This window comes from Luteimonas salinilitoris, assembly GCF_041300785.1.
Taxonomy (GTDB): Bacteria; Pseudomonadota; Gammaproteobacteria; order Xanthomonadales; family Xanthomonadaceae; genus Luteimonas; species Luteimonas salinilitoris.
On sequence record NZ_JBFWIB010000012.1, the window covers coordinates 1 to 15726 of the forward strand.

The 15726-nt window shown below is 70.4% G+C and carries 12 protein-coding genes; 8 read left to right on the forward strand and 4 right to left on the reverse strand.

From position 1 onward, the window contains the following. Window positions 1–137 precede the first annotated feature (137 nt). Window positions 138–917 (reverse strand): LytR/AlgR family response regulator transcription factor, encoded by a 780-nt coding sequence (locus tag AB5T46_RS15765; RefSeq protein WP_370564995.1) that lies wholly within the window; start codon window positions 915–917, stop codon window positions 138–140. Further along, on the reverse strand, window positions 914–1987 hold the full coding sequence (locus AB5T46_RS15770) for a sensor histidine kinase (protein ID WP_370564996.1): 1074 nt from the start codon (window positions 1985–1987) through the stop codon (window positions 914–916). The genes AB5T46_RS15765 and AB5T46_RS15770 overlap by 4 nt, the downstream gene beginning before the upstream one ends. A 145-nt stretch (window positions 1988–2132) precedes the next feature. Here AB5T46_RS15770 and AB5T46_RS15775 point away from each other — a divergent pair, with 145 nt between their 5' ends. The 8 genes from AB5T46_RS15775 (at window position 2133) to AB5T46_RS15810 (ending at window position 14254) form a co-directional block, all read left to right on the forward strand. After that, on the forward strand, window positions 2133–3071 hold the full coding sequence (locus tag AB5T46_RS15775) for a TolB family protein (protein WP_370564998.1): 939 nt from the start codon (window positions 2133–2135) through the stop codon (window positions 3069–3071). A gap of 243 nt (window positions 3072–3314) precedes the next feature. Next, the gene (locus AB5T46_RS15780; protein ID WP_370564999.1) at window positions 3315–4925 is read left to right on the forward strand and encodes a FecR family protein; all 1611 of its coding nucleotides are present in this window, start codon (window positions 3315–3317) and stop codon (window positions 4923–4925) included. A 2-nt stretch (window positions 4926–4927) separates the two neighbouring features. Beyond that, window positions 4928–6598, forward strand: coding sequence for a CHASE2 domain-containing protein (locus AB5T46_RS15785; protein ID WP_370565000.1), 1671 nt, complete (start codon window positions 4928–4930; stop codon window positions 6596–6598). 72 nt (window positions 6599–6670) lie between these two features. After that, window positions 6671–7027 carry a hypothetical protein gene (locus tag AB5T46_RS15790; protein ID WP_370565001.1) on the forward strand — a complete coding sequence of 119 codons (357 nt, stop codon included), beginning with the start codon at window positions 6671–6673 and terminating at the stop codon, window positions 7025–7027. A gap of 263 nt (window positions 7028–7290) precedes the next feature. Then, on the forward strand, window positions 7291–8772 hold the full coding sequence (locus AB5T46_RS15795) for a SulP family inorganic anion transporter (RefSeq protein WP_370565002.1): 1482 nt from the start codon (window positions 7291–7293) through the stop codon (window positions 8770–8772). Window positions 8773–8797: 25 nt separating this feature from the next. Continuing rightward, window positions 8798–9682 (forward strand): universal stress protein, encoded by an 885-nt coding sequence (locus AB5T46_RS15800; RefSeq protein WP_370565003.1) that lies wholly within the window; start codon window positions 8798–8800, stop codon window positions 9680–9682. A 216-nt stretch (window positions 9683–9898) separates the two neighbouring features. Next, the gene (locus AB5T46_RS15805; protein WP_370565004.1) at window positions 9899–12106 is read left to right on the forward strand and encodes a M13 family metallopeptidase; all 2208 of its coding nucleotides are present in this window, start codon (window positions 9899–9901) and stop codon (window positions 12104–12106) included. 141 nt (window positions 12107–12247) lie between these two features. Further along, the gene (locus AB5T46_RS15810; protein WP_370565005.1) at window positions 12248–14254 is read left to right on the forward strand and encodes a M13 family metallopeptidase; all 2007 of its coding nucleotides are present in this window, start codon (window positions 12248–12250) and stop codon (window positions 14252–14254) included. A gap of 350 nt (window positions 14255–14604) precedes the next feature. Here AB5T46_RS15810 and AB5T46_RS15815 read toward each other — a convergent pair whose 3' ends face one another. Beyond that, the gene (locus tag AB5T46_RS15815) at window positions 14605–15252 is read right to left on the reverse strand and encodes a rhomboid family intramembrane serine protease (protein WP_370565006.1); all 648 of its coding nucleotides are present in this window, start codon (window positions 15250–15252) and stop codon (window positions 14605–14607) included. Between the two features lie 99 nt (window positions 15253–15351). Then, window positions 15352–15687 (reverse strand): MGMT family protein, encoded by a 336-nt coding sequence (locus tag AB5T46_RS15820; protein ID WP_370565007.1) that lies wholly within the window; start codon window positions 15685–15687, stop codon window positions 15352–15354. Window positions 15688–15726 lie beyond the last annotated feature (39 nt).

The following is a 15726-nucleotide window of genomic DNA, read 5'->3' on the forward strand; positions in this document are numbered from 1 at the left end:
ACATCAGGAAGCGGTCGAGCTGCGCCTCGGGCAGCGGGAACGTGCCCTCCTGTTCCCTCTTTCCCTCCCCCCCCCCCCCCCCCCCCCCCTCCCACAATTGCGATTGCACTTCACCCTTGCCCTGCGTTGCGCCCGGATCACCGGGTATGCCGCACGTCCTCATCCCGGGAACCCGGGTCGCGCGCGATGCCCAGCGCACGGCGCAGCGGCTCGCGATAGCTGCGTCCGGAGGTCATGCAGGTGCCGTTGCGCAGCCGCAGCCAGTACTGCGCGGCGCCGTAAGATTCGATCTGGTCGATCAGGTCGATGCGTACGATGCGCGAACGGTGGATGCGCACGAACCGCTGCGGGTCCAGGCGCCGGACGAAGCCTGCCATGGTCTCGCGCAGCAGCAGCGTGCGCTCGCCGAGATGCAGCTCCAGGTAATTGCCCTGCGCCAGCACGTACTCGATGTCGGCGACGCTGATCATGCGCAGCCGCTGGCCGTCCGGCACCGCCAGGCGTTCCGGATAGTCCGCGGATGCCGCCGGCGCGACGGCCGCCTCCGCCGCCAGCCGCCGCCGCACCCGCGCCACCGACTCGCGCAGCCGCGCCGGCGCCACCGGCTTGACCAGGTAGTCGACGGCGGAGGCGTCGAACGCTCTCAGCGCATGCGCCGAGTACGCAGTGACGAAAACCACCAGTGGCCGCCGCGCCGGCGGCAACCGCTCGAGCATCGCGAAACCATCGGCATGCGGCATGCGCACGTCGAGGAAGACGACGTCGACCGCGGCCTCCGCCAGCCCGGCGGCGGCCTGCACGCCGTCGCCGTACTCGGCGATGACATCGACGTCGCCCTCTGCCAGCAGCAGCCGCGACAGCCGCGCCCGCGCCAGCGGCTCGTCGTCGACGATGGCCGCGCGCAGGCGCCGGTTCATGCCGCCATCTCCTCGGGCGGGCACGGCAGCCACAGCCGCACGATGGTGCCGCCGGCATCACCTGGACCGATCTCGAAGCCGTGCCGGTCGCCGAACAGGTAGTTCAGCCGCGAACGGATGTTGCGCAGCCCGGTACCGTGCCGGGCAGTCGCCGCACCATCACCGACGCCGCCGTCGTCGCCGACTTCCAGCCACAGCCGTCCGCCCTCGCGCCGGACGACGATCCGCAACAGACCCGGTGCGCTCTTCTCGGCGATCGCATGCAGGATCGCGTTCTCCGCCAACGGCTGCAACAGCAGCGGCGGCACCGGCAGGTGATCCAGCCCCGGTTCGACCTGCCATTCCAGCCGCAGCCGCTCACCCAGCCGGACCTTCTCGATCTCGAGGTAATGCCGCAGCAACCGCAGTTCCTCATGCAGCGGCACCAGCTGCGAGCGCTGGTGGTCGAGGCTGCTGCGCAGCAGTTCGCCCAGGCCGACCAGCATGCGGTCGGCGGCGTCGGCGTCACGGTGCACCATCTCGGCGATCGAGTTGAGCGCGTTGAACATGAAGTGCGGATTGAGTTGCGCGCGCAGCGCATCGAGGCGGGTCTCGGTGAGCCGCGCCTGCAACTGCACCGCCTCGCGCTCGCGCGCCTGCGCCCGGTGCGCGTACAGCCAGACGTGGGCGACACCGACCATCAGCCACAGCAGCAGGAAGTTGTTGCCGAAGCTGGTCCACAGCAGCGCCGGTACCGCAGGCAATTGCTGATACCAGCCGATCCATGGATTCAACACCGCCACCGCGGCCGCACGCAGCACCACCATCAGCAGCACCATCGCGGTCGTGGCCGCGATCGAGCGCGACAACCTGCCGCGCTCGATCGGCCAGCGCCGCACCCACCACAGCAGCAGCCAGGTCAGCGGAATCCACATCAGCCCCGATGCCAGGCCCAGCCGCAGGGCGTGCGCGGCCGGCATGACGCCGCCGTCGGGGCCTTCCATGCCCAGCAACTGTCCGGCCAGCAGCAGGCCGTACAGCGTCCACCAGCCGACCACCGCCATCAGGAGCTTGAGCGTGTTCCCGCGCATCCACCGCATGCTGCGACCGGCCGCGGGCGCTTGCAACCGCCCGGTGACCGTTCGTCACCGCCTGCATGCGGTTGGTCCCGGCGCGATGGCCGCGGCCCGCGTACGGGGGGATGTTCGATCCCGGTTTAGCCCCGAGGAATTCCGCATGCACGCCTGCCTGCTCGTTCCCGCCCTGGCGATCGCCCTGCTCGCCTGCACCGTCCGTCCTTCCGCCGCGGCGCCTCCGGCCGCCGCCGATCCACGGCAATGCCCGGCAGTGGAAGTGTTCGCCCCCGGCATCATCAGCGACGCGGACTGGCAGTGGCGCATCAGCTTCACCCCGAACCGCTTGCGCGCCTACTGGTCGACCAGCAAGGGCTGGTGGCCCGGCACGCGCGAACGCGCGGTGATCATGACCGCCTACCGCCTGCCCCGGGACCGCTGGAGCCAGCCGGTGGTCGCGCCGTTCTCCGGCCTGCACGCCGACATGGATCCGTTCGTCTCGCCCGACGGGCGCACGCTTTACTTCTCGTCGATGCGCCCGCACGACGGCGTCGAGCGCGGCGACATGGACCTGTGGATGGTCCGGCGCACCGCCCACGGCTGGGGCGACCCGGTCCACCTCGGACACGAGGTCAACGCCGAGGGCCAGGACGAGCTGTATCCGAGCATCGACCGGCACGGCAACCTGTACTTCGCCCGCGTCGACGCACCGGTACCGCTCGGGGACGTCGACATCTGGCGCAGCGAGCGCCGTGCGGACGGCAGCTTCGCGCCGCCGGCCAGGCTCGACCCCGGTGTCAACACGCCCGAACGCTGGGAGTACAACCCGGAAATCTCGCCCGATGGCCGCACCCTGCTGTTCGCGCGCCTGGACCGGCCCGACGACGGCCTTCCCGACCTCGGCCATGGTTGGGGCGACCTGTACGTCAGCCACCTCGGGCCGGACGGCTACGCCACCGCGCGCAACCTCGGCCCGTGCATCAACAGCGCGGCGGACGAATATCACCCGACCATGCTGTGGGACCGCCGCGAGCTCTATTTCGTCCGCAACGCCGGCGCCCCCGGCGATTTCCATCGCATCCGGTTGCGCCTGCCGCGCTGACGACGACCGGTCCTCTCCGCGGCCGCAACGGCCGACGGAGCCTGCGCTCATGGGCCGCCCGAACCGTGCCGGCGGCGCTCATGGCCGCATCCGGCCGGGCGCATTCATCCACTACAATGGCCGCCGTGCAAGTACCGGCGTCGGCATTTGAAGCTTAGCCTCCGCAATCCCCCGCCAACAGACGGCCACGGAGCCCGCCGGGCAGCGCCGACGCCGGTTATCCGGCTCGTCTGGCTGTTGCCGATGCTGCTGGCCTTGCTCGGCAGCACCGCCGCATCGGCGCAGGAATGGCGTTATCGGGTCCGCCCCGGAGACACGATCTGGGACCTGAGCCGGACCTACCTGCGACACGACGTGCGCTGGCAACGTCTGCAGGCGCACAACGATGTCGAGGATCCATGGCAAATGGCGCCGGGCACGCAGCTGCGGATCCCGGTGGCCTGGCTGCGCGTGCAGCCGGCGAAGGCAACCGTCGTCGCGCTCCACGGCGAAGCGACGGCCGCGCCCGCGGACGCTCCCGACGAGGCCTCGCCGATCGCGCCGGACATGCGGTTCGGGGCCGACACCGTGCTGCGCACGGCGGCGGACGCCAACCTCACCCTGCACTTCGCCGACGGCTCGCGCCTGCTGTTGCATGGCGATAGCGAACTGCACCTCGACAAGCTCAGCGCCTATGGCGCCACCGGCATGGTCGACAGCCGGATGCGGCTGATCCGCGGCCGCACCACCAACTCGGTCGAACGCGCGCGCGGGCCGGCCTCGCAGTTCGTCGTCGACACCCCCGGCACCATGGCCACCGTGCGCGGCACCGAATTCCGCATCGGCCGCGATGCCTCGCATACCCGCTCCGAGGTGCTGGACGGGCGCGTGCGGGTCAGCGGCGGCGGGCGCGGCGTGGAACTCGATGCCGGCCAGGGCACCCTGAGCGGCCAGGGCAACCGTCCGCTGCCGGCCAGTCCGCTGCTGCCGGCACCCGACCTGTCGGGCTGGCCCGACGAGTTGCAGCGAATGCCGGCCGCCGTCGACTGGCCGGTGGTCGACGGCGCCGTCGGTTACCGCCTCCAGGTCGGTGCCGATCCGGAGTTCCTGACGCTGCTGCAGGACACGCTGGTCGATGCGCCCCGCGCCGAGGTGGCGGTGCCCGGCGACGGCGATTTCCACGCCCGGGTGCGGGCGGTCGATGCGCGGGGCCTGGAAGGCCGCGACGCCGTCCGTGGCTTCCGCATCGCCGCGCAACCGGCGCCGCCGTTCGCGATCGCGCCGATCCAGGACGGCAGCACCGCCGGTCCGCGCCCGCGCTTCCGCTGGACCCTGAGCGCGGACGACGGCGTGCGCTACCGGCTGCAGGTCGACCGCGACCCGGCGTTCGCCGCCCCCCTGGTCGATCTGGACCGGCTGCGCCGCAACGAGCATCGCGCGCCGGACGCGCTGCCGCCGGGCGAGTACTACTGGCGCGTCGGCGCGACCGACGCCTCCGGCAAGCACGGCCCGTTCGGCGATCCGGTGCGCTTCGTCCTGCGCGGAGCGGAGCCGGGGCCGGCGATCGGCGCCGACGACGTCGAACGCGGCAGGCGCGACCTGCACGTCCGCTGGCCCGCCGGTGGCGACGACCAGCGCTATCACTTCCAGTTGTCCCGCGATGCCGACTTCGCGCGGATCGAACTCGAACGCACCCTGGACGAGAACCAGATCGCGCTGCCGGAACTGCGGTCCGGCACCTGGTACATGCGCACCCGGCTCATCGACAGCGATGGCTACGCGCATCCGTTCGGCCCCACCCAGAGCGTCAAGGTCGGATGCCTGCCGTGCCGGATCGCGCTGGGCGCCGCCGGCCTGTTGCTGCTGGTGCTCTGAGCATGCGCGTCGGGCGCCAACGCGATCTGGCGGCGCGTCTGCTGATCGGCCTGCTCGCCGTGCTGTGCGTCGGCGCGCTGCTGTCGCAGCAACTGACCTGGCGCGTCGACACCTGGGTCTACGACACCCTGCTGTCGCGTTTCGAGCAGCCGGCGGACGAGCGCATCGTGATCGTGGCGATCGACGAGCGCAGCCTGTCCGAACTCGGGCGCTGGCCGTGGTCGCGCGGCGTCCATGCCGAGCTCGTCGACCGCCTGCAGCGAGCCGGAGCGCGCGGAATCGCCCTGAACGTCGTATTCGCCGAACCGGCCCGCGACGATCCCGCCGGCGATGCCCTGCTCGCCCTGGCACTCGCCGAAAGCGGCAACACCGTCCTGCCGGTCATGGCCGAACCCGCCGAACCGGGCGGCATGCTGATCGAGGTGATGCCGATGCCCCCGTTGATCGAGGCCGCCGCCGGGCTCGGCCACGTGGACGCGAAGATCGATCATGACGGCATCGCGCGCCACACCTATCTCCGCGCCGGGCTGGGCTCGGCGCACTGGCCCTCGCTGGCAGTGGCACTGCTGGATACGCGTGCCGGAACCGACGCCGACCGCGCGCTGCCGGGATTGCGCAATCCGCGACGGCAGCATGCCGCGCCCTATCAGTGGGTGCGCGACCATCACATCATGGTCCCGTTCGTCCCGCACGGTGCATTCGCGCAGGCGTCCTACCTAGACGTGCTCGACGGCGCGGTCGACGACGCGCTGTTGCGCGATCGCTGGATCCTGGTGGGCGTGACCGCCGCCGGCATCGACCAGGGCCTGCTGACGCCGCTGACCGGCGGCGGCCCGCGGCTCTCGGCCACCGAGTACCACGCCAACGTGCTCAACGCGCTGACCACCGGGCAGGCGATCATTCCGCTCTCCGGGCTACGGCAGTGGTTGCTGTCGATCGCGCTCGCGCTGCTGCCGCTGGCGCTGTACAGCGAACGCAGCCCGTGGAGGCGGCCGTGGATCGTCTCCGTTCTGGCCGCCGCCGCGACGCTGCTCTGCTGCGCGCTGCTGCTGCGCTACGGCCGCTACTGGTTCCAGCCGACGCCGACGCTGGCGGTGTTGGCGGCCGGCTACTTGGTGTGGACGCTGTCGCGCCTGCGGCAGTCGCAGCGCCTGGCGCATTCGGACGCTTTGACCCGCCTGGCCAACCGCCGCATGTTCGACCTCACGCTGACGCGCGAACTGAAGGCGGCACAGCGCTCCGGCCGGCAGCTGTCGCTGCTGCTGGTCGATGTCGATCACTTCAAGCACTACAACGACCGCTACGGCCACCAGGCCGGCGACGATGTCCTGCGCCGGATCGCCAATGTGATCGGCGTGCACGCACGCCGTCCGCGCGACCTCGCCGCGCGCTACGGCGGCGACGAGCTGACGGCGATCCTGCCCGAGACCTCGGCCGCCGCCGCCGCCGCCCTCGCCGAGGCGATCATCCGCGATGTCCGCGCACTGGGGATCCCGCACCTCGGTTCCGAGATCGCGCCCTGGATCACCCTCACCATCGGCATGGCCACGTTCGATCCGAAGCGCGAGTCCGGCCCGGTCGACCTGGTGCAGCGTGCCGACGCCGCCCTGTATCGCGGCAAGCACGAGGGCCGCGACCGCAGCCAACGCGCAGCGGATGCCGCGACCGCCTAGGTCCGCCCGGTGAGATCGGCACGCGTCTGTGACACGATGTTGCCGGAGTCCACAACACCGGAGATCGCCCGCATGCGCCAGGATAATCCCGCAATCGTACTGCCGCGGCTGCTGCTGGCCGGCGTGTTCGTCGTGATGGGCGGCTGGCGCCTGTGGGGCGCCTGGCAGGGCGCGTCGACCAGCGGCGCCACCCTGACCTTCAGCACCGCGGAACTGCTGCTGGGGCTGCTGATCGCATTCGGCTGGAAGCTGCGCTGGACGGCGCTGGCCGCGGCGCTGCTGATGGCCGTCGACGCGGTGCTGGCGCATCCCTTCTGGTCGGTGTCCGGCGTCGACCGCGATGCCCAGCTGCTGCACTTCATGAAAAACGTCGGCATCGTCGGCGGTTTCCTGCTGCTGTCGCTGACGGCGACCACGCACAGGCGCTGAGCCGTGGCGGTCGAAGGCGACGTCCGGCAACGGGTCGAACCTGTTACCATGTTGCGATGCAGCAACCGTCGATCTTCGCACCCGGCAGGACCGCCCCGCGCGACAACCGCTCCGTGTCGGGCGTGATGTCCGCAGCTGCCCGGACGACGCCACCTTAGCGTCCTGGTATCCGCCGCGCGCACCGCCGGCGTTCCGCTCCGCCTCCCCGACCGTCTCCCATCGACCGCCCGTACCCACGGCCGCGGCCCAGGATCCTGCCCCCCATGACATTTTCCAACCTGCGCGCGGAATGGTTTCCGAACGTCCGCGCCGATCTGCTTGCCGGCCTGGTGGTCGCGCTGGCGCTGATCCCCGAGGCCATCGCCTTCTCGATCATCGCCGGCGTCGATCCCAAGGTCGGGCTGTACGCCTCGTTCTGCATCGCCGTGGTGATCGCCTTCACCGGCGGCCGCCCGGGCATGATCTCCGCCGCCACCGGCGCGATGGCGCTGCTGATGGTCGGCCTGGTGCGCGACCACGGCCTGCAGTACCTGCTGGTGGCGACCGTCCTCACCGGCGTGCTGCAGATCGCCGCCGGCTACCTGCGCCTGGCCGACCTGATGCGCTTCGTCTCGCGCTCGGTAATCACCGGCTTCGTCAACGCGCTGGCGATCCTGATCTTCCTGGCGCAGGTCCCGGAGCTGATCGCGGTGCCGTGGATGGTGTATCCGATGGTCGCGATCGGCCTGGGGATCATCTATGGGCTGCCGCAGCTCACCCGCGCGATCCCGTCGCCGCTGGTGGCGATCGTGCTGCTGACCGCGGCGGCGCTGCTGTTCGGCATCGAGGTGCCCACCGTCGGCGACAAGGGCGAGCTGCCCGACAGCCTGCCGGTATTCCTGCTGCCCGATGTGCCGTGGAACCTGGACACGCTGCGGATCGTCCTGCCGGTCTCGCTGACGCTGATGGTCGTCGGCCTGCTGGAGTCCTTCCTCACCGCGAGCATCGTCGACGACCTGACCGACTCGCCCAGCGACAAGCACCGCGAGGCCAAGGGCCAGGGCGTGGCCAACATCGCCGCGGGTTTCCTCGGCGGCATGGCCGGCTGCGCGATGATCGGGCAGTCGGTGATCAACGTGAAATCCGGCGGCCGCGGCCGCCTGTCGACCCTGACCGCGGGCGTGTTCCTGCTGCTGATGGTGGTGTTCGCCAGCGACTGGGTGGGCATGATCCCGATGGCGGCACTGGTGGCGGTGATGATCATGGTGTCGATCGGTACCTTCAACTGGCGCTCGGTCGCCAACCTGCGTACCCATCCGAAGACCTCCAGCCTGGTGATGATCGCCACCGTGGTGGTCACGGTGCTGACCCACGACCTGGCCAAGGGCGTGCTGACCGGCGTGCTGCTGTCGGCGCTGTTCTTCGCCCGCAAGGTCGGCCAGGTGTTGCACGTCGGCTCGGTCTCGGCCGAGGACGGCGCGGCGCGGCACTACACCGTGACCGGGCAGGTATTCTTCGCCTCGGCGGAGAGCTTCATCGCTTCGTTCGACTTCGGCGAGGTGCTGGATCGCGTCCGCATCGACGTGTCCGATGCACACTTCTGGGACCTGAGCGCGGTCGGGGCGCTGGACAAGGTGGTGCTCAAGTTCCGCCGCGAGGGCACCGAGGTCGAGCTGGTGGGCATGGACGAGGCCAGCCGTACACTGGTCGACCGGCTGGGCGTGCACGACAAGCCCGGCGCCGAGCACCTGATGGGCGGACACTGAGGAACACTGAGGAGAGGAATCGGAGATGAGCGCGAACAGCTATGAAATCCCCGTCGACGGCAAGGTGCTGGCCTGCGTCGATGCCTCGGTCTACGCCGACAGCGTCGCCGACCACGCCGCCTGGGCCGCCCAGCGGCTCGGCGCGCCGCTGCAGTTCCTGCACGTGCTCGACCGCGAGGCGCATCCGACCGCCGCGGCCGACTACAGCGGCAACATCGGCCTGGAGGCGCAGGCCGAACTGCTGCAGGAGCTGGCCGAACTCGACGAGAAGCGCAGCCGCCTGTCGACCGAACGTGGCCGCCTGCTGCTGGCGCGGGCCCGCACGCGCGCGGCCGAGGCCGGCGCCGGCGATGCCGACAGTCTGCAGCGCCACGGCAGCCTGGCCGAGACCCTGGCCGGGCTCGAAGCCGGCGTGCGGCTGCTGGTGCTCGGCAAGCGCGGCGAGTCGGCCGATTTCGACAAGGGCCACCTGGGCGCCAATCTGGAGCGGGTGGCGCGGGCGGTGCATCGTCCGCTGCTGGTCGCCTCGCGCGCGTTCCGCCCGGTCGCGCGCTTCGCGATCGCCTTCGACGGCAGCCCGACCACGCGCAAGTGCGTGCAGATGGTCGCGCGCAGTCCGCTGTTCCGCGACCTGCCCTGCCACCTGGTCAGCGCCGGCGAAGGCAACGACGCGCTGCGCGAGGCGCAGGCCTGGGCCAGCGGCGTGCTGGCGGAGGCCGGTTTCCAGGTGCATGCCTCGATCGCCGCCGGCGACGCCGAGTCGGTCATCGGCAACCACGTGCGCAAGCACGGCATCGACCTGCTGGTGATGGGCGCCTACGGGCACTCGAAGATCCGCCGGCTGATCGTCGGCAGCACCACCACCGCCATGATCCGCAGCTGTCTGGTCCCGGTGCTGCTGCTGCGCTGAGGCCGGCGAATCCGCGGCTGCCGGCGATCGGAGGCGCAGGGACGCCGGCAATGCCGGTCAGCCGCGGCACTTCCGCAGACCGGCAGACCGCTGGAGACACCCGTCATCCCGGCGCAGGCCGGGATGACGGTGCGAGGCGGATCTCCGGGCAGGCCGCTACGAAGCGACTCCAGACACGGCGTGGAGCACCACGTCACCCCGGCGCGCCGGCGATCCATGACCTTCGACACCCCCGGGCGCGGGAGCCTGACGCGTAGAGTGGTCCGATGCCCCGACCGGGGCGGTCCCTCCGAACCACCAGATGCCCCGCCGGGGCGGAGCGTGCATGTGATCAGATCCAAGCCCAAAGTCCTTCTCCTGTCGCTGGCGGTCACGCTGGCGCTGTCCGCCTGCAACCGCGAGGCCCCCGACGACGCCACGGCCGCCGCCGACACACAGGCGCCCGTGCTGACGCTCGACGAAAGCGCGCTGCCGCCGGTCAACCGCTTCCAGGGCAACGACCTGGACCAGGCGATCGGCGCCTGCCAGGACTTCAACGCGCATGCCAACGGCAAGTGGCTGGCCGCCAACGACATCCCCGGCGACCGCACCTCGTGGGGTTCGTTCGAGATGCTGGGCGAGCGCACCCTTGCGATACAGCGCCAGCTCGCCGAACAGGCCGCCGCGGACGAAGGCGCCGCCGGCGTGGAAAAGATCGCCGGCGATTTCTGGGCCACCGGCATGGACCGTGCACGCATCGAGGAACAGGGCATCGCGCCGCTCCGCGAGCGCCTGGACCGCATCGATGCGCTCGACAGCCCCGAGGCCGTCGCCGGTTATCTGCGCGACAGCGCCGCCGCCGGCGAGAACGTCCTGTTCGGCTTCGGTGCCAGCCCGGACTTCAAGGATTCGAAGGTCAACATCGCCTACGCGATGCAGGGCGGCCTGGGCCTGCCGGACAAGACCTACTACTTCGAGGACGGCCACAAGGACAAGCTGGCCGCCTACCAGGAGCACGCGGCGCGGGTGCTTACGCTGTCCGGCGTGACCGCCGACGATGCCGCGGCGCAGGCGGAGGCGATCGTCGCCTTCGAGACGCGCCTGGCCGACAAGTCCAGGGCGCGGGTCGAGCTCGCCCGCGACGCCGAGCTGCGCTACAACCCGGTGACCCCGGCCGAGGCCGACGCGCTCACCCCGAACTTCCCGTGGACGCGGTTCTTCGAGTCCCAGGGAATCGACACCCCGGAGATGTTCTCGCTGGCGATTCCGGAGTTCCACCGGGAAGTCGATGCCATGCTCGCCGACGTGCCGGTCGACACCTGGAAGGCCTACCTGCGCTTCCGCACCGTCGACCGCGCCTCGCCGTTCCTGTCGGACGACTTCGTGCAGGCCAACTACGACTTCTACGGCAAGACCCTGCGCGGCCAGCAGGAAATCGAGCCGGAGTGGAAACGCACCCTGGGCACCATCAATTCGCAGGTCGGCGAGACGCTCGGCCAGCTGTACGTGCAGGTCGCGTTCCCGCCGGAATCGAAGACGCGCATGGACGAGCTGGTGAAGAACCTGAGCGATGCACTGAAGGTCCGCATCGAGAACCTCGAGTGGATGGGCGAGGAGACCAAGCAGAAGGCAATGGAGAAGTGGGCCACCTTCAAGCCCAAGATCGGCTACCCGGACAAGTGGCGCGACTGGAGCGGGCTGGAGACCGGCCGCGACAGCTACATCGGTAACGTGCTGGCCGCCAACGCGTTCAACTACCGCTGGAACATCGACAAGATCGGCCAGCCGGTCGATCCGGACGAGTGGTTCATGCCGCCGCAGACGGTGAACGCGTACTACAGCTCGCAGCGCAACGAGATCGTGTTCCCGGCCGCGATCCTGCAGCCGCCGTTCTTCGATCCGGAGGCCGACGACGCCGTCAACTACGGCGGCATCGGCGCGGTGATCGGCCACGAGATGATCCACGGCTACGACGACCAGGGCAGCCGCTTCGGCCCCAGCGGCAACTTCGAGAACTGGTGGACCGAGCAGGACTCGGCCGGCTTCAAGGCGCTGACCGACCGGCTGATCGAGCAGTTCAACGGCTACGAGGCGGCGCCGGGACAGTTCGTCAACGGCAAGCTGACGCTGGGCGAGAACATCGCCGACCTCGGCGGCCTGGCGGTGTCCTACGACGCCCTGCAGCGCGCGCGCGAGGGCGAGGAGGATCCGATGATCGACGGCCTCACCCAGGACCAGCGCTTCTTCCTCAACTGGGCCACCGTCTGGCGCCGCAACTTCACGCCCGAGGAGCTGAAGGTGCGCCTGGCGACCGACTCGCACGCCCCGGCCGGTTTCCGCGCCGCGGGCGCGCCCTCGAACCTGCCGGCCTTCGCCGCGGCCTTCGGCTGCAAGCCGGCCGATGCCATGGTGCGCGACGGCGAGGCGCGCATCGTCATCTGGTGACCATCCGCGGCTGAGGTCGCGCAGGCACGCCACGAAAGAAAGGTCCGACATCCGTCGGGCCCTTCTTTTTATGTGCATGGCGGTCGCGTTCAGCACCGCGGGGCTTGCTAGACTCCCGCGATCGTTTCGATGGATTCCGCGATGCCCAACGCCAAACCGCTCACCCACGCCCTGGTCGCCTGCCTGGCGATCGGGATGTTCGCCACCGACGCCGGCGCCCAGCGCCGCGGCGCGGCCAAGGCGCCCGACGGGCCCACGGCCTGCACCGACTTCTACAGCTTCGTCAACAAGGACTGGCTGACCGCGAACATGATCGTGGGCTCGGGCAGCGTGTCGGCGCTGGGCGAGCTGCAGGCGTTGGCCCTGCAGCAGCAGCGCGAGCTGCTCGACGCGGCGATGCAGTCGCCGCAGAACAACGTGCAGCAGCTGCTCGGCGATTTCTGGGCCAGCGGCCTGGACGAGGCCGCGGTAGAGGCGGACGGGGCGCAGCCGATCGCGCCGCTGCTCTCGCGCATCGACGCCATCCGCCGCGCCCGCGACATCCCGCCGGCGATCGCGGCGCTGCACCAGGTCGGCATCCCGGTGGTGTTCAATTTCAATGCCGACGTCGACCTGGCCGACCTGACGCGCCACATCGGCTACTTCACCCAGGGCGGCCTCGCCCTGCCCGACCCCGCGTACTACACCCGCGACGACGCCGACACCAAGGCGATCCTCGACCGTTATCGCGACTACGTGCGCAGCATCCTGGCGTTGGCCGGGGTCGAGGAGAAGTCGCTCGACGCCGAGACGGCGGCGGTGATCGACCTGGAGACCGAGATCGCGCGGCACTGGCGCGCGATCACCCTCGCCCGCGACCCCCGCAACAACTACGCACCGGTGCCGACCGCGGGTTTCGACAAGCAGTACAAGCGCCTGCAGCTGGACGAGTTCCTGGAGACCAACGGCATCCAGGCCGAGACGGTGTCGATGGCCAATCCGGCGCTGTTCGCCCGGCTCGACGAACTGGTCGGCAGCGTGAAGCCGGCGCAGTGGAAATCCTATCTGCGCTTCCATGTCGGCAATGCCATGGCGCCGTACCTGTCCAGGACCTTCCGCGAGGCCGAGTTCGAGTTCCACGGCCGCGTGCTGCGCGGCCAGTCCGAGCCGCTGCCGCGGCAGACGCAGGTGCTGAACGCGATCAACAAGGCCGCGGGGCCGATGCTCGGCCGCGAGTACGTGGCCAGGCATCTGCCCGAGGGCGCCCGCCTGCGCGCAACCACCATCGCCACCGAGGTCCGAGACGCGCTGCTGCGCGGCATCGATCGCAGCGCCTGGATGAGCAAGCCGACCAAGGCCGAGGCGCGCAGCAAGATCGAGACGCTGCGGATCGAGATCGGCGCGCCCCAGCACGACCTCGACTACAGCGTGCAGCCGATGGGGCGCGGCAGCTTCGGCGGCAACATGCTGATCGCGTCCACCTGGCGCCACCGCGAGGAGATGCGGCGCATCGGCCGGAGCAACGCCGACCAGCGCTGGGACGTGCTGCCGCAGCAGCCGGCGCTGGCGTACGACATCGCCCAGAACCGGCTGATCGTGTCCGCGGCGGTGCTGCAGCCGCCGGTGCTCGACATGACGAAGGACGCCGCCGCGCACTACGGCAGCTACGGCGCGCTGGTCGGGCACGAGCTCGGCCGCAGCATCGACATCCGCGGGCGCGTGGTCGATGCCGCCGGCAACGTCCGCACCTGGTGGAACGAGGGCGACGAGGCCGCATGGACCGATCTCGCCAACCGCCTGTCCGGCCAGTACAGCGGCTACGCCTATCCCGCCGCGACCGCGCTGATGGTCAACGGCACCCAGACCCGCGACGAGAACGCCGCCGACCTGGCCGGCGTGGAACTGGCGTGGGACGCGCTCACCACCACCAATGCCGAACTGCCCAAGGAGTCCGCGCAGGCGTTCTTCGAGGCATGGGCCCAGCTGTGGCGGCAGCAGATGTCACCGGACGTGGCCAACCGCATGGCGGCCAGCAGCGTGCAGGCGCCCGGCCAGTGGCGCGCCAACGGCCCGCTGGTCAACCTGCCCGCGTTCGGCACCGCCTTCGACTGCAAGGCCGGTACCGCGATGCAGGCCGCCGAGGAGCAGCAGGTGCGGATCTGGCGCTGACTGCTCAAGCCAAAGTAATGAATGCCCCCGCGGCAAGCCGCGGAGTATCTGCGCGCACGTAGAGCCGAGCTTGCTCGGCTGCTCTTGGTTCCAGAGCCGAGAGCAGCGGAGCAAGCTCCGCTCTACGCCGCAAGCAGCGAGGTATCGAGCAAGCGAAAATGAGGTGTTGACCCAAACGGCTGCCTGGCGTGGCGCCAAGCCTTTTCTCACCGCGACGGAAGAGATTGCCGGGCGCGGCTATTCATTGGCGGCGCCCGTGGCGACGGGCCGGTTATCACCGCAGCGGAAAGGGCTGCTTGGCGCGGCGACGGGCCGGTTCTCGCCGCGACGGAGGAGGCTGCCTGGCGCGCCTAGAACCGCCGGACGTTGTTGCCCGAGCGCCGGCTGAAGGGCGGCCGCCCGCGCCACTGCTGGATCAGCAGCCAACCGAACAGCATGCCGCCCAGGTGGGCGAAGTGGGCGACGCCCGAACGCGTGCCGCTGATGCCGAACGCCAGTTCGATCACGCCCAGCACGATCACCAGCGTGCGCGCCTTCATCGGGATCGGCGGGATCAGCAGCATCACCCGCTGGTTCGGGAACAGCATGCCGTAAGCCAGCAGCAGCCCGAACACGCCGCCGGAAGCGCCCAGCGTCGGGAATGCGCCGCCGCCCTGCGCAAGCGCCCACGACACCACCACCAGCTGGCACAGCCCGGCGCCGACCACGCAGACCAGGAAGTAGGTCAGGAACCGCTTCTGCCCCCAGGTGTACTCCAGCGGCGCGCCGAACATCAGCAGCACCAGCATGTTGAACATCAGGTGGAAGCCGCCGCCGTGCAGAAAACCGTAGGTGACCAGCTGCCAGGGCAGGAAGCTCATGCCGCCCGCCTCGGCGCCACCGAGCGGCCACAGCATGAACGGCCAGAACGGCGCATTGCCGAGGACCAGTTGCAGGAGGAAGACCACGCCGTTGAGGATCAGCAGCGTCTTGGTCACGGGGGGGAGATTGGAAAACATCCGGGTTCCTTTAGCGACGCGCCATGATACCGGGATCACGACGGACGCCGTGAGGCCACGCTTCACGCGCACGGGACGAAGCGTCCGGCGAATCGCGCATCAGCGCCGCGGACCCCACAGCGCCGCATCCAGGTCCGCAGCGGGCTTCGCCACGCGCACCCTGCCCCGCTCCACCCGGACGCCTTCCGCACGCAGGCGCTGGACCTGTTCATGCCAGCCGCGGCTGTTCTCCGGCAGCGCGATGCGGCCGTCGCTGCGCAGCACGCGATGCCAGGGCAACGCGGTGTCGGCATTCCCGGACAGGATCCGCGCGACCAGCCGCGCCCGCCCGGGCAGCCCCGCGCGCCGTGCGACCTCGCCATAGCCGGCTACCTGCCCGCGCGGGATGGCGCGGATCGCGGCGAGGATCCGCGCTTCGGCAGACAGTTCGTCCATGGGGGATTAGGATAGCGGCACGACCCACCCAAGGCACCA